Raw genomic sequence first — 19565 nt, forward strand, 5'->3', positions numbered from 1 at the left:
AAATCGAAGGTGGTTTTTTATTGTCCTGCTTTTAAGCTAATTCAGTTAATACTCAGGCTACTCAAGTTAGTATGCGTCTAATTTGTATAATAAAAGTCATCCTATGCGTTTACCTAAGTTAGTCGTCACTCTTTTTATAACTTCAGCTTTAGCCGCTTGTAGTAGCCAACCTATTGTTAAATCATCTACAGGGGAAATCACTCAAGTAGGAAAAGCATCTTTTTATGCTGATAAATATCACGGCAGAACAACTGCCAACGGAGAGCGCTTTAGCCAACAAGCTGCTACGGCAGCCCATTTAGAGTTCGATTTTGGCACTAAGGTGGTTGTTACTAACCTCGCTAATAACAAATCAGTCACGGTAAAAATTAACGATAGAGGCCCGTATGTGCGAGGTCGTATTATTGATTTATCAAAGAGTATGTTTAAAAAGATAGCCGACCCTAAAGTCGGCGTTATTGATGTATCAGTAACGGTTTTAAAACCGGGTAGTTAGCGCAACATAGTCGGGATGAGTGCCACTTAGCTCTTTATGAGAGCCTTGTGCAACTACTTTGCCGCCTTCTAGCCATACAACATTATCCATTTGAGCAAGTAGAGCGGGGTCGTGCGTAATTGTCAGCACGCTGGCGTTATTCATAACGTGCATTATTGCTTGCATTACCCCTTGCTTAGATTGATTATCAAGACCTTCAGTTGGTTCATCAAGTACTAAAATAGCAGGGTTTTTAAGTAATGCTTGGGCAATGGCTATACGTCTAGACTGGCCTTGCGATACGCTACGCCCGCCAGTGCCTAATCGTGTTTTTAAACCTTCTTTTAGCTCACTAAACCATGGGCTCAATTGAGCTAATGCGAGCGCTTCAATCATTTGCTCTTTAGTTGCATTTGGCGCGGCATAACGTAAATTTTCACTTAATGTGCCATCAAAGATATGGTGCTGCTGGGCGAGTATATTTATCACACTTGCGCGTATATCATTATTTAACGAATGTAAGTCAACAACGTTATTTTGATTGTTTAGCGTTATGCTGCCTTGTTGCAAAGGCCATAAACCAGTGAGTAAATTTACAAGCGTTGTTTTACCGCTGCCGCTTCTACCTACAATCGCTACTTTTTGCTGGGGCATTAACTCAAAACTGATATTAGTAAGCGCTGTTTGCTCACCATATTGGTAGCTTATATTGTTAAGTGCTAACGTGTGGTTTTGCGCGCTAAAGCTTTCATCATCGTCTACATGTGTATCTTTAACTTGTGAGCTAGCTGCTTTATCTTCAAGTGTAAACAATCGCTCTGCTGCTTTTAAAACACTTGGAAGCTCTATAAACGCATTGGGTAGTAGTAATACGCTTTCAAAGCTTGCCAGTACAAATAAACTCAACATAGCAAGTTCTACATTTACCATACTGCTTGTGTATACCAGTGGCACTATGATTACTATGCTAGCAAGCATGGCTAATTGAACAACCAACAAGCTTAACCCATCTGAGTTTGCCAGTGCTTTGTGGCGAATAAATAATTGCTGATTGTACTGCTCGCTTAATTCGTCGCACTTATTAAGTTGCTGCGAACGGGCTTGGTAAATACTAAGCTCTCTAAGGCCTGTGAGTGTATCTGAAAGCTCAGAGCGGAGTTGTGCACTAAGTTGTGTTTCTTTATGGCTGTTTTTAGTGAGCTTTGCGCTAAGTAGGGCAGGTATAACCACACCAATAAGTATAATGCCAGTAAAGCAAATAAGTGCGACGTTGCCATTATAGGCCGACATAAACAACATGATGATTGGTACACTTAAAAGAGCAACCAGCATAGGCAGTAAAACGTTTAAATAAAATTTGTCGAGTGCGTCAACATCGTTTTGTAATCGGTTAACTAAATCAGCGCTGCGGCTCATTGCTAAATCAACATTGTTAAGCTTGCTTAACGTTGCAAATACATTGGTACGTATTTCACTTAGTAATAAAAACGTGGCGTTGTGAGTAACTAGGCGTTCGCCATAGCGCGATGCTGTTCGCACAATTGCTAAAAACCGAATCGTACCAGCAGGGGTAAAGTAGTTCATTTGCACGCCTGCAATACCTGCAGCGGCCATTGATGCTAAAAACCAACCAGATATAGCCAATAAACCCACATTAGCTAATACCGTAATCGTCGCTAAAAATGTTCCCAATAGCATAGCTTTGTAATGAGGAGCACAAAGCTTTAATAAGCGAATAAAATTACGCATGCGCTACCCCTTGTTCAGCCGTTTTTAGTAAGTTAGTAAATGCACCATTTTGTGCTGCAAGTGTTTCAAAGTCACCTTGCTCAGCTATTTTCCCATCGTGCATAACAATGATGTTGTTGGCATGTTTAACGGTATTTAATCTATGGGCAATGACTAACACTAAGTTGTTTTTAGCATATTCATTGATAGCATCTTGAATAAGCAGCTCTGTTTGGCTATCAAGATGCGCTGTAGGTTCATCTAGCACTAAAACTGGCGCTTGTTTTATAAATGCGCGAGCCAGTGCAATACGTTGTTTTTGACCGCCAGAAAGTCCTTCGCCTTGCTCACCTATCAGTGTGTTAAAACCATCGGGTAGGGTATTTATAAATTCAAGCACACCAGCTTGTTTTGCCGCATGTTCAAGCTCTTGCTGTGTGGCAGTGGGTTTGGCCAATTTAATGTTGGCAGCAATGGTGTCGTAAAATAGCGTCGCTTTTTGTGGTATCCATGCAATATTATTTTGCAAGTAAGTAATATCGGTTGCACTTAAACTCTGATCATTAATAGATAGGTGGTTAATCACCTCAGGGTGAAACCCTAATAAGCAATCAAACAACGTACTTTTACCTGAGCCACTACTGCCCACAACAGCAATTAAGCCTTTATTTGGCAATGTTAAATTTATATTTTTAATCCCTTCGTTACTACCTGGGTATATAAAATTAAGGTCGGTAATACTTATTGAATTAATTGTATTTAAAGTTAAATTGTTTTCAGGTGCGCTGGTAGTTACGGGCGTATTTTCGTCACTTGGCAGTGGTGCATTTAAAATCGCAACCATATCGGCTGCTGCACTAATGCCTTGTAAGCGTGCATGGTAATGGCTACCTAGCTGGCGCAGAGGTAAATAAAATTCAGGCGCTAAAAGTAGCACCACAAAGCCAGTGGCAAAATCAAGAGTGCCAAAAAACAGTCTAAAACCAATAATTACGGCAACGAGTGCCACGCTAATGGTGGCTAAAAACTCAAGTGCAAATGATGATAAAAACGCGATTTTTAAAACATCGAGTGTCGCGTGCCTAAAGTCGTCTGAAATTTTAGCTATTTGCTTAAGTTCGGTACGTGTTGCATTAAATAGCTTGAGTTGAGTTAAACCTTGTACGCGGTCAAAAAAGTAATTGCCCAGTACAGCAAGTTGCTTCCAGCGTTTTTGATTTAAAGCTTCGGCTTTAGAGCCTACTAAAATCATGAAAAAAGGAATGAGTGGGGCGGTTAATAAAAATATCAGCCCAGCTTTATAATCTGTCGGAAAAATAACAACCAATATTGCCAGCGGAATAAGCGCGCTGTAAGCAACACCTGGCAAGTATTTAGCATAATAGTCGTGAAGTGCTTCAACGCCATTATGCAGGGTGTTTAATGTAGCGCCTTGGCCGTGTTGTTCTATATAACTAGGCCCAAGTAAGCTGAGTTTATGGAGAAGTGTTTGGCGCATAGCTGATTTTATTCTAAGTGCAGCAAATGCACTTAAGCGCTCACTTAACGCTAAAAACACCGCGCGCAATAAAATAACGCCTGTTAAGGGCCATAATAAATGAGTGACCTGAGCTAAGCTATTACCCTCAAACATTACATTATGAATAGCTTGAGCCAGTAAATAAGCACCTGCAATCATCAGTAATGCGTTAAAAGTACCCAGTGCAATGCTTAACTTTAACCACACTGCAGCGGGTTTACTTTGAAGCTTTAAAAAAGCGCGCAGTGATTGCTGCTGCGCGCGATCTGGTCGGGGGTTAGTCGTCATCTTTAGTCGAGTTAGCCTCGTTTAATAAATCATGCATGGGTTGTTCATCATCAGCAATGCTGTTTTTATTTTGATGAAACTCGTACCACATTACATTTATTACACCTAAGGTACAGGCTAAAAGTACACCTAAAATCCAAGCGAAATACCACATTGTTTAGTCTCCTTAGTAGCTACCATGAGTGTTGTTTTCAATTTCTTCTACCGTTACTCTGCGCCACATTTTTACGTAACACCAAGTAGTGTAGGACAAAATTAGTGGTACAAAAATACACACTGCAACAAACATTATATTGAGCGTTTTATGGCTCGATACCGCATCCCAAATTGTTAAGCTAATATTCGGGTTATTACTTGATGGCATAATAAATGGGAACAGTGAAACACCCGCCGTCATAATCACACCAATTAACATTAAGCTTGTTGAAATAAGCCCAAGTGCTGGTTTATTTAATTTAGAAAACACAAGTGCACTTAATGCCATTGCAAAGGCCAAAATAGGGAAGGTCATGGTCCACGGACGTGTGCTGTAATTACTTAACCAAGCACCTTGCACTGTAGTGACTACTTTAGCTAAAGGGTTTGCATGACTTTGTGTATCAGCCATAGATACAACTTGGTAACCTGTTAAATTAGCCACCCAAAAACCAGCTGCAGCAAATAACACAATAAATATAATAAGCGAATAGCGACCATATTGACCCGAACGCTCTGCGACCACACTTGCTGTTCGAAGTTGCAACCACATACCAGCATGAGCAACTAACATGGTAATACTTACTAAACCTGCAAGTAATCCAAATGGGTTAAGTAAGCCAAAAAATGAACCTTGGTAGCTAACACGCATAAGGTTATCAATATTAAACGGTACGCCTAAAAATAAATTACCAAACGCCACACCAAATACTAATGCTGGAATCGCGCTGCCTGCAAGCAAGCCCCAATCCCAGTTATTGCGCCAGCGTTTTGAGTCTACTTTACTGCGGTAATCAAACCCTAGTGGTCTAAAAAACAAAGCAAAGAGTACTAGCATCATGGCAAAGTAAAAGCCCGAAAATGCAGCTGCATAAACCATAGGCCACGCTGCAAATAACGCGCCGCCCGCAGTTATAAACCATACTTGGTTACCATCCCAATGTGGGCCAATTGTGTTAATTACTGTGCGGCGCTCTGAATCTGTTTTACCAACTAGGCGAAGCAACATAGCAACGCCCATATCCATACCATCGGTAATAGCAAAACCAATAAGCAGCACACCAATGATCAACCACCAAAGCATTTTTAATGTTTCATAATCAAAAATCATGATTGCTCTCCTTCAGTTTTCTCAGCTTTGTTTGGTAATTCAAAATGATACTTACCAGTATGTAGCGAGCTTGGTCCTTGCTTAACAAAGCGGATCATCAGCCAGCCTTCCACAATGGCTAAACCAGTATAGAAAACAATAAACCCAGTTAAGCTAATTAAAATATCATTTACAGTTAGTGACGACGTGGCTAAAAAGGTCGGCAGTATTTCAGATATAGCCCAAGGTTGACGACCATACTCGGCAACAATCCAGCCAAATTCAATCGCTATCCAAGGTAGTGGAATGCTTAATACAGCAGCCCATAATAACCAGCGTTTTTGCTCAATAACGCGGTGTGCGTTGTAGTAAAATGCCAATATAAATACACCTAACATGGCCACACCACAGGCAACCATAATCCTAAATGACCAAAACATAGGGCCTACTTTAGGAAAAGAGTCTTTAACAGCTTTTTGAATTTGCTCCTCGGTAGCATCTACAACATCAGGTGTGTAGCGCTTAAGTAGCAAGCCATAACCCAAATCATCTTTTAGAGTATTAAATTTAGCAATATTATCTGGCGTATCTTCACCGTCTCTGAGCTTTGTAAGGTATTTATAAGCAATCATACCGTTGCGAATACGTACTTCGTGTTGTTTCTCTAAGTCGTTAATACCCGTTACTTGCTCATCAAGTGAACGCGTGGCAATTAAGCCAAGTGCGTAAGGTATTTTAACCGCAGCATGTGTTACTTGCTCTTCTGAGTCCGGAAAACCAAATGCGGTAAACGCAGCCGGAGCTTCTTCTGTGTGCCATTCAGCTTCAATTGTTGCAAGTTTTACTTTTTGAACTTCACCTACTTCGTAGCCTGATTCGTCACCGAGTAAAATTACACATAAAATTGACGCTAAACCAAAGCCCGATGCAACTGAGAAAGAACGTTTAGCAAATGCTAAGTCACGGCCTTTTAATATGTACCAACTGCTTATACCCAATACAAACATAGAGGCAGCTACATAACCTGCCGATACGGTATGAATAAACTTAACTTGGGCTACAGGGTTAAATACAAGCTCTGCAAAGCTGGTCATTTCCATGCGCATGGTTTGATAATTAAATTCAGCACCTACTGGGTTTTGCATCCAACCATTGGCAATCAAAATCCACAACGCCGACATGTTAGTACCAATAGCCATTAAAAAAGTCGCACCTAAATGTTGGCGCTTAGAGAGTCTGTCCCAGCCTAAAAAGAACATACCTACAAAGGTCGATTCTAAAAAGAATGCCATTAAACCTTCAATAGCCAGGGGGGCCCCAAAAACATCACCTACGTAATGGGAGTAGTAAGACCAGTTAGTACCAAACTCAAATTCCATGGTAAGGCCTGTCGCCACACCAATTGCAAAGTTAATACCAAACAATTTTCCCCAGAACTTAGTCATATCACGATAAATTTCGCGACCGGTCATAACATAAACCGATTCCATAATAACTAAAATCCAGGTCATACCTATCGTTAACGGTACGAATAAGAAATGAAAGAGAGCGGTAACAGCAAACTGTAATCGCGATAGATCCACAAAGGTTTCATCTATCATTATTGGCTCCTTGAGAGTGACGGATTAACAGGGCAACATTTAATTGGCAAAGTTAAGGTTTAATGAACTTTCAGTAATTACTGAAAGTTTGTAATAGTATTTACCTTTGTACAATTTTTGTCAACATACATATTAGTAAAACTTAATATATATTTCCTATGCTACATCAGTATTAAAAACAAACAACATAAAGGCTTAACTTCGGTGATAAAAAACCAGTTATTTAAAGCGTTTAATCAAACAGTAAAACACGTTAAACTAATAAGCATGAACGCCTGGTTTACTTGTGAAATAAAATCAAATGAATAAAGATAAAAAACAACTACGAATTGGTATTGTGGCAGGTGAACTGTCGGGCGATATTTTAGGTGAAGGGTTAATTAAAGCCCTTAAAAAACACTTTCCGGACGCTATTTTTGAAGGAATAGCCGGACCTAAAATGCAAGAGCGGGGCTGTAAAACACTTTACGACATGGATGAGCTTTCGGTAATGGGGCTTGTTGAAGTACTCGGCCGTTTACCGCGTTTGCTTAAAATACGTAAACAACTCGTGCAGCATTTTGTAGATAACCCACCTGATGTATTTATAGGTATTGATGCACCCGATTTTAACTTACGTGTAGAAAAGCCACTTAAAGATGCGGGCATTAAAACCGTACAGTATGTAAGTCCATCTGTTTGGGCGTGGCGCGAAAAGCGTATTCATACTATAAGTGCAGCCACTAACTTAGTGCTTGCATTATTACCGTTTGAAAAAGAATTTTATGATAAGCACCAAGTGCCATGTACATTTGTGGGTCATACCTTGGCAGACGATATAGCGCTTGAGCACGATGATACTAAAGCGCGTGAAGAACTCGGCTTAAGCCTTGATGACAAAGTACTGGCGCTGCTACCTGGTAGTCGAGGCTCTGAAGTTGGTTTGCTAAGCGAAACTTACATTAAAACAGCCGCAGAGCTGCAAGCTAAAAATCCCAATCTTAAAATTGTGGTTCCGTTGGTTAACGAAAAACGCAAAGCGCAGTTTAGTGATATATTAAACGCTACCGCACCGAAACTTAATGTTAACCTACTTGATGGACAATCAAAATTAGCGATGCAAGCCGCCGATGCTATTTTATTAGCGTCGGGCACTGCAACACTTGAAGGCATGCTTTATAAAAAGCCAATGGTAGTGGGCTATAAAATAAAGCCGTTGAGCTATTGGATTTTTAAAACTTTATTTACGTTTAATATTAAGTACTTTTCGCTGCCTAATTTATTGGCAGACGAAGAGCTAGTGCCTGAGTTTTTACAAACCGAGTGTAATGTTACTAACTTAACAAACGCACTTACCCCTATGCTCAACACAGATAACAAAGAGTTAAAAGCACGCTTTTTAGCTATTCACGAAAAAATTAGATTAAATGCCAGTGAACAAGCAGCCAATGCTGTGGCGGAGTTAATAAATGCAAATTGATAGACCCAATGTATCCTTAATTGCTGGTGTAGATGAAGTAGGGCGCGGCCCACTTGTTGGTGATGTAGTCACTGCCGCCGTCATTTTAGATCCCACTAAACCAATTGCAGGCTTAGCTGATTCTAAAAAATTAACGGATAAAAAACGCCAAGCACTTGCAGTTGAAATAAAAGAAAAAGCATTGTGCTACGCGTATGGACGTTGCAGTCCAACAGAAATTGATGAGTTAAATATTCTACACGCAACGATGCTTGCCATGTCTCGCGCAGTAGAGGCATTAAGCACAGAACCTGAATTTGTATTTATAGATGGTAATCGATTACCAAAACTCACTATGGCAGCACAAGCTGTTGTTAAAGGTGATAGCTTAGTGGCCGAAATTTCAGCGGCGTCTATTTTAGCTAAAGTAGCACGCGATGACGAAATGCTTGAACTTGATAAACGCCACCCAGAATATGGTTTTGCAGGGCACAAAGGGTATCCCACTAAAGCGCACTTTGCAGCGCTTGAACAGTACGGTGCAATTGAAGAGCATCGTAAAAGCTTTAAACCTGTGCAGCGCGTTTTGGCGCAAGCCAATGGTGAGGGCTAAGCATGGCTGCTCCTGATTTTGTGCATTTAAGAGTTCATTCAGACTTTTCGATGGTTGATGGCCTTGCTAAAACAAAGCCGATAGTTGCTAAAGCGCAAGAGCTGCAAATGCCAGCCATTGCGATTACCGATCAAATGAACTTTTGTGGTTTAGTGCGTTTTTATGGCGCCACGCATAATGCAGGTATTAAACCTATAGTGGGTGCTGACTTTTGGGTTCGTAGCCCAGAGTTTCCTGATGAGCCAAGCCGCTTAACCATATTAGCCAAAGACAACGACGGCTATAAAAATATTACCTTATTAATATCTAAAGCGTATCAGCGTGGGCATGTGTTTCATCGCCCAGTTATTGACCGCGAATGGTTAGTTGAGCTAAAAGCAGGCTTAATTATTCTCTCGGGTGCTAAAGACGGTGACTTAGGTAAAGCGTTATTAAAAAATAATCCGACTGTAATTGAATCAGTTGTTAGTTTTTATAAGCAGCATTTTAGCGATAACTACTACCTAGAGCTTGTTCGCACCAACCGACCGCTTGAAGAAGATTACTTGCACATGGCGGTAGAGCTTGCTGCTAAAGAGCAACTACCGGTTGTAGCCACCAACGAAGTGGTGTTTTTAAAGCCAGAAAACTTTGAAGCGCACGAAATTCGTGTTGCTATTTTTGACGGTTACACGCTCGATGATAAGCGCCGCCCTAAACGGTTCTCTGAAGAGCAATATCTAAAAACAGCAGAGCAAATGGCTGAGTTGTTTAGCGATATTCCAGAGGCACTGCAAAATACCGTAGAAATTGCTAAGCGCTGTAATGTAACTGTGCAATTAGGTACTTACTTTTTACCTGATTACCCAACCGGCTCGCTTAAAATTGAAGACTTTTTAGTTAAAGTGTCACAAGACGGCCTTGAAGAACGACTACAGTTTTTATTCCCAGACGAAGAAGATAGAAAAGTAAAACGTGTTGAATACGATGAGCGTCTTGATATAGAGCTTGGTGTAATTAACCAAATGGGATTCCCTGGTTACTTCTTAATCGTAATGGAGTTTATTCAGTGGAGTAAAGATAATAATATTCCAGTTGGACCTGGTCGTGGTTCAGGTGCGGGTTCGTTAGTTGCGTACGCGCTTAAAATTACCGACCTTGATCCACTTGAGTTTGACTTACTCTTTGAGCGATTCTTGAACCCTGAACGTGTATCAATGCCCGATTTCGACGTCGATTTTTGTATGGATAGACGAGACGAGGTAATTGATCACGTATCGGCTTTGTATGGTCGCGATGCGGTTTCGCAAATTATTACCTTTGGTACCATGGCTGCAAAAGCGGTAATACGCGATGTAGGGCGAGTGCTTGGGCATCCTTACGGGTTTGTCGATCGAATTTCTAAAATGATTCCGGGTGACCCCGGTATGACACTTGCCAAAGCGTTTGATGTAGAACCACGCTTGCAAGAAGCCTACGATGGCGATAATGAGGTAAAAGACTTAATCGATATGTGTCGCATTCTTGAAGGGTGTACACGTAACGCCGGTAAACATGCGGGCGGCGTAGTAATATCGCCAACCACTATTACCGACTTTGCTGCACTTTATTGTGATGACGAAGGTAAGTTTCCAGTAACACAGTTTGATAAAAATGATGTAGAAACAGCAGGGCTTGTTAAGTTCGATTTCTTGGGTTTACGTACACTGACTATATTGCAGTGGGCGGTCGATATGACCAATGTGCGCATGAAGCGCCAAGGTAAAGACCCCGTTGATATAAACACCATTCCACTGGATGATAAAAAAAGTATTGAGTTGCTACTTCGCGCCGAAACGACTGCTGTATTCCAGCTAGAATCGCGTGGTATGAAAGACTTAGTACGCCGCCTTAAGCCCGACTGCTTTGAGGATATGATTGCACTTGTGGCCTTGTTCCGACCAGGTCCACTGCAATCAGGCATGGTAGATAACTTTATTGACCGAAAACTGGGCCGCGAAGAAATCTCATACCCAGATGCGCAGTATCAGCACGAAAGCTTAAAACCAATACTTGATCCAACTTACGGTATTATTTTGTATCAAGAACAAGTAATGCAAATTGCGCAAGTACTAGCAGGCTATACGCTTGGTGGCGCCGACATGCTGCGTCGTGCTATGGGTAAGAAAAAACCCGAAGAAATGGCAAAGCAGCGTTCAACGTTTGAAGATGGCGCAAGAAATAACGGCATTGACGGCGAGCTTGCGATAAAAATATTCGACTTGGTAGAAAAGTTCGCAGGTTACGGTTTTAACAAATCTCACTCAGCAGCTTACGCACTGGTTTCGTATCAAACATTGTGGATGAAAACGCATCATCCTGCAGAGTTTATGGCTGCGGTAATGTCGGCCGATATGGATAACACCGACAAAATAGTTATTTTGGTGGATGAATGTGAAAACATGAAGCTCACCTTATTACCACCAGACGTAAATGCAGGTGAGTTTAAGTTTACAGTAAACCTTGAAGGTGAAATTGTTTACGGCATTGGCGCGATAAAAGGTGTGGGTGAGGCACCGGTTGAAGCAATTTTAGAAGCGCGTGCAAAAGGCGGTCCATTTAAAGATTTATTTGATTTTTGTGCCCGTGTTGATTTAAAACGCTTAAATAAACGTGTTACTGAAAAATTAATTTACGCAGGTGCTTTGGATCAATTAGGGCCAGAGAAAACCCAATCTGGGCGTGCTACATTACTAGCCAGTTTAAAAGATGCTATGCGTGCGGCCGATCAACACAACAAAGCTGAGCAATTAGGACAAAGTGATTTATTTGGTTTATTAGCCACTGAGCCTGATGAAGTTGAACAAGCTTTTATTAAAGCCACAGGGCTTACTGATAACGAGTGGTTAGATGGCGAAAAAGAGACGCTAGGCCTTTATTTAACTGGGCATCCGATAAATCAGTACCGCCGTGAGCTTAGGCATTACACTAGCGGAAAAATAGTAGATTTACAACCGACTAATCGTGATGTGTTTGCAACGGCAGCTGGTTTAGTTATTGCTTCTAGGGTATTAATTAATAAAAAAGGAAATCGTTGGGCCTTAGTAACTTTAGATGACAAGAGTGCACGGATTGATGTACGCTTGTATTCAGACGAGTTTGAAAAGTACCAAGATATGCTCCAAGTTAACAATATCTTGGTAATATCTGGACAGGTCAGCTTTGATAACTTCTCCGGTGGTATTACAATGACCGCCAGAGAAATAAACACCATTGCTCAAGCGCGTGAAAAGCGTATTAAAGCGATTAAAATGACGCTGAACATGGTGCAAATCGAGGCAGGTTTCTTCGATAAATTACAAAAAGTACTCGAACCCTATAAAATGGGAACGTGTCCGATCAAGGTTTATTACCAACGTCCAGATGCGTTGGCGCAATTAACTCTTGGGATCGAATGGTGTGTTACGCCAAGTGACGACTTAATCCATAAGTTATCACTAATGGCTGCGCAAGATGTAGAACTAGAATTTAACTAATTAGGTAGTTTAGAGCATGAGCCTCAATTATCTTGATTTTGAGCTTCCAATTGCAGAATTAGAAGCAAAAATTGAAGAATTACAAAGTATCAGCCGCGCTGGCGAATTAGACCTTGAGTTAGAAGAGGAAGTCAGCAAATTAAAAGAAAAAAGTGCCAAACAAAAACAGGAGATTTTTTCTAATTTAGGCGCTTGGCAAGTATCACAGTTAGCACGTCATCCGTTGCGTCCTTACACTCGAGATTATATCGAGCGCATTTTCACGGAATTTGACGAGTTTGCTGGCGATCGCACTTTTGCTAACGATCCAGCTATTTTAGGTGGCATTGCGCGTTTAGATGGCGAACCAGTAATGGTTATTGGCCAACAAAAAGGTCGTGATACTGCTGAAAAAATTAAACGCAACTTTGGTATGCCAAAGCCAGAAGGTTACCGTAAAGCATTACGCTTAATGGAAATGGCTGAGCGTTTTAAAATGCCAATCATGACCTTTATTGACACGCCTGGTGCATACCCAGGTGTTGGCGCTGAAGAACGTGGTCAATCTGAAGCAATCGCACGTAACTTAAAAGTAATGGCGTCACTTAAAGTGCCGACAATATGTACAGTTATTGGTGAAGGCGGTTCAGGTGGTGCATTAGCGATTGGTGTTGGCGACAGAGTTAACATGTTGCAGTACAGCACTTATTCTGTAATTTCGCCTGAAGGTTGTGCGTCTATTCTTTGGAAAAGCGCTGACAAAGCACCGCTTGCAGCAGAAGCAATGGGTGTAACCGCAGAGCGCGTTAAAGAGCTAGACTTAATCAACAACTTAGTTGATGAGCCTTTAGGTGGCGCACACCGCAATTACGATGCTATGGCACGTAACTTAAAAGAACGCCTTAAGCGTGATTTAGCGGACTTACAAGCGCTTACGCTTGAAGAAATGCTTGATCAACGTTACAAACGTTTGATGTCGTTTGGCTACTGCTAAACTCATTAAATGTTAAAAAAAAGCCGCTTATGCGGCTTTTTTGCTTTAAAATAGTCAGAGTTTTTTATAACTACCAATTATTAAATCATTACTTATTTATTTAATACAATTGGTATAACTCACCTAAAGTGTGGACACATGCATACATCAGCAATTTACCAGCAACTAAAAAAATCGCTAAATAGTTATATAGAGCAAGGTAAAACCGTTTTCACAGTGGCGCTTTCTGGTGGCGTTGATTCTGTGGTGTTGTTGCATTTAATGCGTACTTTAAGAGCCGATAACCCTGCAATTGATGTATCGGCTATTTATGTTCACCATGGCTTGAGCCAGTATGGCGATTACTGGCAACGCTTTTGTAAAAATGTGTGCATTGATCTTGATGTGCCTTTTAAAGCCGCAAAAGTTGTAATTGAGCAGCAGTCGCGTACGAGCCTTGAAGCCCAAGCTCGCGATGCACGTTACAAAGCACTTGATGAACTAAGCCCACAAGGCAGCATTATTTTACTGGGCCAACATTTAAACGACCAAGTAGAAACATTTTTACTGCGCTTAAAGCGTGGATCGGGTTTAAAAGGGCTTGGTGCTATGCACCAAGCACGTTTGCTGCAAAATGGTCGTGTATGTTTTAGGCCATTGTTAAACGTCAAGCGAAGCGATATAGAAGCCTTTGCAGCGCAGTTTAACATTAAGCACATAACCGATGACTCTAATACAGATGAAAGTTTTGACCGTAACTTTCTACGCTCAAAAATAGTGCCTGTTTTAGCTGAGCGCTTTAATGGGTTTGAACAGTGCACTGCACGAAGTATTGAGTTGCTACAGCAACAGCAAACACTACTTGATGAATATACACAGCTCGATTTAAATAAGTGTATTAACGAGTATCAAGCACTGTGCGTTAATCAAGTAAGCGAATACAGTGCAGCGCGTATTGCAAATATAGTACGTGCGTGGCTTGTACTATTTACGCAAGTGATGCCATCGCAAAAGCAATTAGAGCAAATTATCAATCAAGCAATAAGCGCAAAAAATGACGCGCAAATGCGTATTGATTTAACCGATGGGCAAATACGACGCCATCAAGGTTATTTGTACTTTGTAACACCAAGTGCAGAATTAACAGATAGTGAGCTGAATCATTCACAGCTAAAACTTGCTGACGGGCGCTTATTAATTAAAAACACCGGTTGTGGAGTAAGACCTCCAAAAGCTAATGAACAAGTAACAGTGCGCTTTAATTGTAATAGCGCACGTATAAAACCACTTAAAAAGCCGGGTAGCAATACCGTAAAACATTGGTTTAAAGATGCAAAAATAGCGCCTTGGCTGCGCGCCAGTGTGCCGCTTATTTTTTATGATGATGAATTAGTGCAAGTGGTTGGCTGTTTTATAAGTGCTAAGCATGTCGATGAAAATGGTATTTTTTGGGAGTGTAAATAAATGAGTAAACAGCCGCATGTTGGTTTGTCGTTAGTAACAAAAGCGCCAGTGGGTATGCTAATAACGGCTGTTATAGCTATTATCGCTAATATTTTACTTGAGCTAAATATAGTTACACTAGGTTATGCAGTTGCGGGTGGGATTGTATCTGCAGTGCTTTTATTAGCTTATTGGTTAGGTAAAGGTGGATTGTTTTTTATTTCAGGCGTGAGCCTGCCACTACTTTTAGTATTATTTACACCACTTGCTACTATTACCGCATTACTTAATTTAATTAGTGGATTCTTTTTTGGCTTTTGTGCTGCTTTGTTTATTTATAAATTGGTGAGTGTAAAGCCTTAGTATTGGAGTTTTAGCAATAAAAAAGCCTAGCGGGGGAAGCTAGGCTTTTTTATTTAATTAATTTAAGCAAATATTAATAAGCTTTTGCGCAATTTCTGCCAGATGCTTTTGCTTTATATAAACCTTTATCGGCTCGAGCAAAAATTTCGGTTTCGCAATCTTGGCTGCTTGCTAAAGTAAAACCAATACTGGTCGTCACTTTGTATTTAGACATTAATGGCGATTTTCTGACTAAGCACATTATGCGCTCAGCGACGACTTTGTTAGTTGTAAACTCAGGGTCTTCAATAAGTAGAGCAAACTCATCCCCACCAAATCTAAATACCGAATCAGTACCGCGTATGCTGCTACACAGTACTTTTGAAAACTCTTTAAGTGTATCGTCACCAATTTTATGACCAAAGTTGTCGTTAACTTGTTTAAAGTTATCCAAATCAAGCAACATTAAACTAAATGGGCGTTGATAACGACGACAGTTTTCAAGCTTTTGCAGTAAAAAGTCATTAAATTGACTGCGGTTGTTTAAACCCGTTAATGCATCTTTTGTAGCAAGCTTTAGTACGCGGCTATACATCATCGCATTGCGAAGTGGGTAAACCAGCGCAGTATGTAAAATATTTAGTTTTTTCTCAATTGCTTGACCAAGCGGAAATTTACTAAAATAAATTAGCTGGCCTAAGTGCTCATTACCAATTGCTAAATCAAAAATATAGGGTGTACTATTTGTGTCACTTTCTGATGTTTGCGTAGTACCTAGCGTTGACTGAAACTGCAAACCAGAAAAGTTTAGCAATTGTTTTGCAAATTTTGCATATATAGCTAAAACATCTTCTATAACTAGGCTTGTTTGTAGCTCTGTAACAAGATCATGCGTTGCCGCAGACTCGTTTATTTGTGTATGTTCGGCCGAAAACGGCAAAAAATCACCGCGACCAGACACACGCTGCGTCAAAATATGGACGTTTTCCACTAAAATCTCCCCCGAGGGTGTTACTTTGCAATAACCAAGCTATTTTTGTGCCATATTTTAAAATTGCATGAAAAACAGATGGTTGTTATATTTACTTACAAGCTACTAGTTTAATTTAAACGCGAGGCTGCATTTGCAAAGTATTAATGCTCAAATTTTTGGCTTATTAGTAGCGGCAGTGTTGTTTGTGTGGTTTTTTAAACGCATTGGCTTGCCGCCTATTTTAGCGTACTTAGCAACTGGGGTTTTAGCCGGTAGCCATGGTATTGGCTGGCTAGCGCAATCACACGAAATAGAGTTTGTAGCAGAGCTTGGAATTGTGTTTTTGTTATTTAGTTTAGGATTAGAGTTTTCTATTTCGCGGCTAATGGCAATGCGAAATCTAGTATTTGGTTTGGGCTCATTACAAGTAGGTATAACCAGTTTACTCTTCATTATTATTCTATATTGCTTAAACTTTTCATTACTCACCAGCTTTACCATTGGCACAATTATGGCGCTTTCTTCAACTGCTGTGGTTGTTAAGCTATTAAAAGAAACGGGTGAGCTTAATCAGCGCCGAGGGCAATTGGCCGTAGGTGTATTGCTATTTCAAGATATTGCTGTTGTTCCTCTATTAATAATACTCCCTTTATTTGCATCAAGTGACTCTCAAAGTATTGGTTGGACTCTAGCGTTTGCCCTGAGCAAGGGGGCTTTTGTATGTGTGCTACTTTGGGCCATAGGTAAGTGGGTATTACCCAAAGTATTCAACGAAATAGCCCAAGTACGAACCGATGAATTGTTTGTACTTACAACCATATTAGTAGCGCTATTTGCGGGCTTTTTAACGTATATGTTTGGCTTGTCTATGGCGTTGGGTGCTTTTTTAGCCGGAATGATGTTAGGTGAGAGCCATTACAGACACCAGTTAGAGGCCGATATACGTCCATTTCGCGATATATTAATGGGGTTGTTTTTTGTAACTGTGGGTATGCAGTTAGATATTTTATTTGTACTGGCGCATATAGTAATAATTGTTGGCGCATTGCTTGGTTTACTCGTATTGAAAATTACAGTAGTCGCAATTAGTGCGCGGCTAATGCATGAACGAAACCAAGATTCACTCGCTTGTGGCATCATGCTGTGGCAAATGGGGGAATTTGGTTTTGTACTTATTGCTCTTGCTGGGCAGCATCAGTTATTAAACTCAGAGCAAGCCTCATTTTTAATTGCGTTGGGTGTACTTTCAATGGCGCTTACACCGTTTTTAATTGATAAAACGCCATTTATTTTAAATCGTTTGGGCATACTCGATCGTCCAAGTTTAGCGCTAGAAGCAGAGCCACAAAGCAGTACGCTTTATAGTGACCATGTTGTTATTTGTGGTTTTTCGCGTGTTGGGCAAACCATAGCACGTTTTTTAAAGCCCGAAGCAATAGATTACGTTGCCATTGAAAGTAACCCAATACTTGTACAAGAAGGCAAAGCGGCGGGTGAACCTGTAATATTTGGCTATGTTAAGCAAAAAGATATTTTAAAATGCGCAGGAGTAGAGCGAGCTCGCTTGGTTATTATTACTTTTACAGAGCTTGACCACGCACAAATTGTGATTGATGCCATAAAGCAAATAGCACCTAATGTTAAAATACTTATAAGAACCCGTGACGATAGCCAGCTAGATTACTTAAAAGAATTAGGTGTAACAGAAGTAGTACCTGAGTCTTTAGAGGCGAGCTTAATGCTTGTCTCTCATGTTTTATCTATGTCGGGCGTACCCATGACACGCATTGTACGCCGAGTGAGTAAAGAGCGTCGAAACCGTTATCCGCTAATGCAAAGCTTTTACGCGGGCTACTTTAAAGACAGTGAAGAAACCTCAACTGACCGCTTAGAGTATTTACACGTTGTTGCGCTACCTCAGCAAGCTTATGCCCTGAGTAAAACAATTGAAGATCTTAATTTAGAAAAGCGGCGAGTATTCGTAAAAGCACTTCGCAGAGAAGGGCGCGAAATAGACACGCCATCAGCGCAAACAACCTTGTTAGCTAACGACGTTTTAGTACTACAAGGTAAACCAAGGCGAGTAGAGCGGGTAGAGCACTACCTGCTCGACGGAATAGAATAACGTGCCTGTTTGGGCTTAATCTAGTTCTAAAAACTTGCGTATCTCCGGTAATTTTTTCATACCGTCTTCATAGCCAATTTGCATTAAATGCTGGGTGTAGCGTTTTTCAAACAATAAATAACTGGTTAAGCTCGATTGTGAATGTTTTTTAACACCGATTGTACGCAGCAATATTTTAATCGCCCACGGCATATCGTCGTAATACTGCGCAGCAATAACATTAAAGTTTTGCGAAGGGTTAATAACAAAGGTATCGATTTGCTTTAGCTCTTGATGTTTATCGCGTGCAGGTAATAGCCCTAAAGTGCGATTTACACGTTCCAAACGCTCCAAATCGGACTGCATTGTGTCGGTAAATACACTGTCAAGTAAATGCCCTGCAACAGCCGAAAGCCCCGGATAGTGTGGCGAATAACCCGGTGGATGTAATTCTTTAGGTTGGTCGACCCCAATAATAAATATTTTTTCAGCCCCTAAATGAATGGATGGGCTCAAAGGCGAAAGCTGATGTATTGAGCCATCACCAAAATAATGGTTATAAATATTTACGCTTGGAAACACCATAGGAATCGCACTCGACGCCATTAAATGCTCAACGTTAATACGCGTGGCTTGGCCTTCGCGTTTAGCGCGTTGCCATGGTGTTTGTGTATTTGATTGAAAAAATGCAACAGAGTCGCCTGTTGTATAACTTGAAGCTGTAATAGACAGCGCATCTAAATAATTTCGGTGTAAGTTACGCTCTATTCGGTGTAAGTCTAAAATCTCATTGAGCAAACCACGTAGAGGGCGATTATTTAGCAAACTCGCTGGTGGGTGATTAATATGCTCTGACTGAAAGCTGGTTAAAATATTACGCGCAATATGGCCAAATACACTTAAAAAGTCGCTTTTATAAACCATAGAGGTCGAAAAGTTTTTCCAAACTGATTCAAGTTTTCGTACAGCTAAATGAGCACAAGAGGCGTAACATGCTAAAGCAGCAGAGTTAATAGCCCCTGCAGAGGTACCATTTATTACTCTAAATGGTAATGGAGCTGTACGCGGCATGCTATGAGCGAGCGCTTTAAGTACACCCACTTGATAAGCAGCTCGTGCGCCACCGCCCGTTAATAATAGGGCTATTTTTGGTTTTTCTGGATCGACTTGCTTGATTTTCATATTGGTGTTTAAACTGTTCAACGTCTTTACTTTATTTATTAACTGTAAGTCTTTAAGCTAGAAGAATCAAAGGATAACTGAGTAATAGTAAGTACAGTAAGCTTATGTTTATATTTGTAAGCTAAAAT

15 protein-coding genes are annotated in these 19565 nt (G+C 40.7%); 8 read left to right on the forward strand and 7 right to left on the reverse strand.

Annotated features, from left to right (window positions below; all coding sequences use genetic code 11):
* Positions 1 to 103: 103 nt before the first annotated feature.
* The gene (locus EU510_RS00860) at positions 104 to 496 is read left to right on the forward strand and encodes a septal ring lytic transglycosylase RlpA family protein (protein WP_149591850.1); all 393 of its coding nucleotides are present in this window, start codon (positions 104 to 106) and stop codon (positions 494 to 496) included.
* On the opposite strand, the gene cydC is transcribed toward EU510_RS00860, so the two are convergent.
* Genes cydC through EU510_RS00885 form a run of 5 tightly spaced genes read right to left on the reverse strand, consistent with a single transcriptional unit; the run spans position 479 to position 6896 of the window.
* A complete protein-coding gene (cydC, locus tag EU510_RS00865) occupies positions 479 to 2224 on the reverse strand; it encodes a thiol reductant ABC exporter subunit CydC (protein ID WP_149591851.1) in 1746 nt (581 codons plus the stop codon). The genes EU510_RS00860 and cydC overlap by 18 nt on opposite strands.
* Positions 2217 to 4010, reverse strand: coding sequence for a thiol reductant ABC exporter subunit CydD (cydD, locus tag EU510_RS00870; protein ID WP_149591852.1), 1794 nt, complete (start codon positions 4008 to 4010; stop codon positions 2217 to 2219). Before cydD ends, cydC begins: the two co-directional genes overlap by 8 nt.
* Positions 4000 to 4164, reverse strand: a complete 165-nt coding sequence (gene cydX, locus EU510_RS00875; RefSeq protein WP_008133888.1) for a cytochrome bd-I oxidase subunit CydX — start codon at positions 4162 to 4164, stop codon at positions 4000 to 4002. The genes cydD and cydX overlap by 11 nt, the downstream gene beginning before the upstream one ends.
* A 12-nt stretch (positions 4165 to 4176) precedes the next feature.
* A complete protein-coding gene (gene cydB, locus EU510_RS00880; protein WP_149591853.1) occupies positions 4177 to 5316 on the reverse strand; it encodes a cytochrome d ubiquinol oxidase subunit II in 1140 nt (379 codons plus the stop codon).
* Entirely contained in the window at positions 5313 to 6896 is a 1584-nt protein-coding gene (locus tag EU510_RS00885) for a cytochrome ubiquinol oxidase subunit I (protein ID WP_149591854.1), read from the reverse strand. Before EU510_RS00885 ends, cydB begins: the two co-directional genes overlap by 4 nt.
* Before the next feature lie 301 nt (positions 6897 to 7197).
* Here EU510_RS00885 and lpxB point away from each other — a divergent pair, with 301 nt between their 5' ends.
* From lpxB to EU510_RS00915, 6 genes are all read left to right on the forward strand, one after another.
* Positions 7198 to 8355 (forward strand): lipid-A-disaccharide synthase, encoded by a 1158-nt coding sequence (gene lpxB, locus EU510_RS00890; RefSeq protein WP_149591855.1) that lies wholly within the window; start codon positions 7198 to 7200, stop codon positions 8353 to 8355.
* Positions 8345 to 8947: a ribonuclease HII gene (gene rnhB, locus EU510_RS00895; RefSeq protein WP_149591856.1), complete on the forward strand. Its 603-nt coding sequence runs from the start codon at positions 8345 to 8347 to the stop codon at positions 8945 to 8947. The genes lpxB and rnhB overlap by 11 nt, the downstream gene beginning before the upstream one ends.
* A 2-nt stretch (positions 8948 to 8949) precedes the next feature.
* Positions 8950 to 12441 (forward strand): DNA polymerase III subunit alpha, encoded by a 3492-nt coding sequence (dnaE, locus tag EU510_RS00900; protein WP_149591857.1) that lies wholly within the window; start codon positions 8950 to 8952, stop codon positions 12439 to 12441.
* Positions 12442 to 12457: 16 nt separating this feature from the next.
* On the forward strand, positions 12458 to 13414 hold the full coding sequence (gene accA / locus EU510_RS00905) for an acetyl-CoA carboxylase carboxyl transferase subunit alpha (RefSeq protein ID WP_149591858.1): 957 nt from the start codon (positions 12458 to 12460) through the stop codon (positions 13412 to 13414).
* Between the two features lie 138 nt (positions 13415 to 13552).
* Positions 13553 to 14857: a tRNA lysidine(34) synthetase TilS gene (gene tilS, locus EU510_RS00910; RefSeq protein WP_149591859.1), complete on the forward strand. Its 1305-nt coding sequence runs from the start codon at positions 13553 to 13555 to the stop codon at positions 14855 to 14857.
* Positions 14858 to 15199, forward strand: a complete 342-nt coding sequence (locus tag EU510_RS00915) for a hypothetical protein (protein WP_149591860.1) — start codon at positions 14858 to 14860, stop codon at positions 15197 to 15199.
* A 73-nt stretch (positions 15200 to 15272) separates the two neighbouring features.
* On the opposite strand, the gene EU510_RS00920 is transcribed toward EU510_RS00915, so the two are convergent.
* Entirely contained in the window at positions 15273 to 16169 is an 897-nt protein-coding gene (locus EU510_RS00920) for a GGDEF domain-containing protein (RefSeq protein ID WP_149591861.1), read from the reverse strand.
* A gap of 133 nt (positions 16170 to 16302) precedes the next feature.
* Between EU510_RS00920 and EU510_RS00925 the strand changes: the two genes are divergently transcribed.
* The gene (locus EU510_RS00925; protein WP_149591862.1) at positions 16303 to 18276 is read left to right on the forward strand and encodes a monovalent cation:proton antiporter-2 (CPA2) family protein; all 1974 of its coding nucleotides are present in this window, start codon (positions 16303 to 16305) and stop codon (positions 18274 to 18276) included.
* Positions 18277 to 18291: 15 nt separating this feature from the next.
* On the opposite strand, the gene EU510_RS00930 is transcribed toward EU510_RS00925, so the two are convergent.
* Positions 18292 to 19437 (reverse strand): patatin-like phospholipase family protein, encoded by a 1146-nt coding sequence (locus EU510_RS00930; RefSeq protein WP_149591863.1) that lies wholly within the window; start codon positions 19435 to 19437, stop codon positions 18292 to 18294.
* Positions 19438 to 19565 lie beyond the last annotated feature (128 nt).

Origin of the sequence: Pseudoalteromonas sp. FUC4, from assembly GCF_008370255.1 — a bacterium.
Lineage (GTDB): Bacteria > Pseudomonadota > Gammaproteobacteria > Enterobacterales > Alteromonadaceae > Pseudoalteromonas.

What these genes read in the sequence shown, in the direction of transcription:
- cydD (WP_149591852.1), bottom strand. Translation starts at nt 4,010, where the DNA reads ATGACGACTAACCCCCGACCAGATCGCGCGCAGCAGCAATCACTGCGC.
- cydC (WP_149591851.1), bottom strand. Translation starts at nt 2,224, where the DNA reads ATGCGTAATTTTATTCGCTTATTAAAGCTTTGTGCTCCTCATTACAAA.
- EU510_RS00885 (WP_149591854.1), bottom strand. Translation starts at nt 6,896, where the DNA reads ATGATAGATGAAACCTTTGTGGATCTATCGCGATTACAGTTTGCTGTT.
- accA (WP_149591858.1), top strand. Translation starts at nt 12,458, where the DNA reads ATGAGCCTCAATTATCTTGATTTTGAGCTTCCAATTGCAGAATTAGAA.
- EU510_RS00930 (WP_149591863.1), bottom strand. Translation starts at nt 19,437, where the DNA reads ATGAAAATCAAGCAAGTCGATCCAGAAAAACCAAAAATAGCCCTATTA.
- cydB (WP_149591853.1), bottom strand. Translation starts at nt 5,316, where the DNA reads ATGATTTTTGATTATGAAACATTAAAAATGCTTTGGTGGTTGATCATT.
- EU510_RS00915 (WP_149591860.1), top strand. Translation starts at nt 14,858, where the DNA reads ATGAGTAAACAGCCGCATGTTGGTTTGTCGTTAGTAACAAAAGCGCCA.
- tilS (WP_149591859.1), top strand. Translation starts at nt 13,553, where the DNA reads ATGCATACATCAGCAATTTACCAGCAACTAAAAAAATCGCTAAATAGT.
- dnaE (WP_149591857.1), top strand. Translation starts at nt 8,950, where the DNA reads ATGGCTGCTCCTGATTTTGTGCATTTAAGAGTTCATTCAGACTTTTCG.
- rnhB (WP_149591856.1), top strand. Translation starts at nt 8,345, where the DNA reads ATGCAAATTGATAGACCCAATGTATCCTTAATTGCTGGTGTAGATGAA.
- lpxB (WP_149591855.1), top strand. Translation starts at nt 7,198, where the DNA reads ATGAATAAAGATAAAAAACAACTACGAATTGGTATTGTGGCAGGTGAA.
- cydX (WP_008133888.1), bottom strand. Translation starts at nt 4,164, where the DNA reads ATGTGGTATTTCGCTTGGATTTTAGGTGTACTTTTAGCCTGTACCTTA.
- EU510_RS00860 (WP_149591850.1), top strand. Translation starts at nt 104, where the DNA reads ATGCGTTTACCTAAGTTAGTCGTCACTCTTTTTATAACTTCAGCTTTA.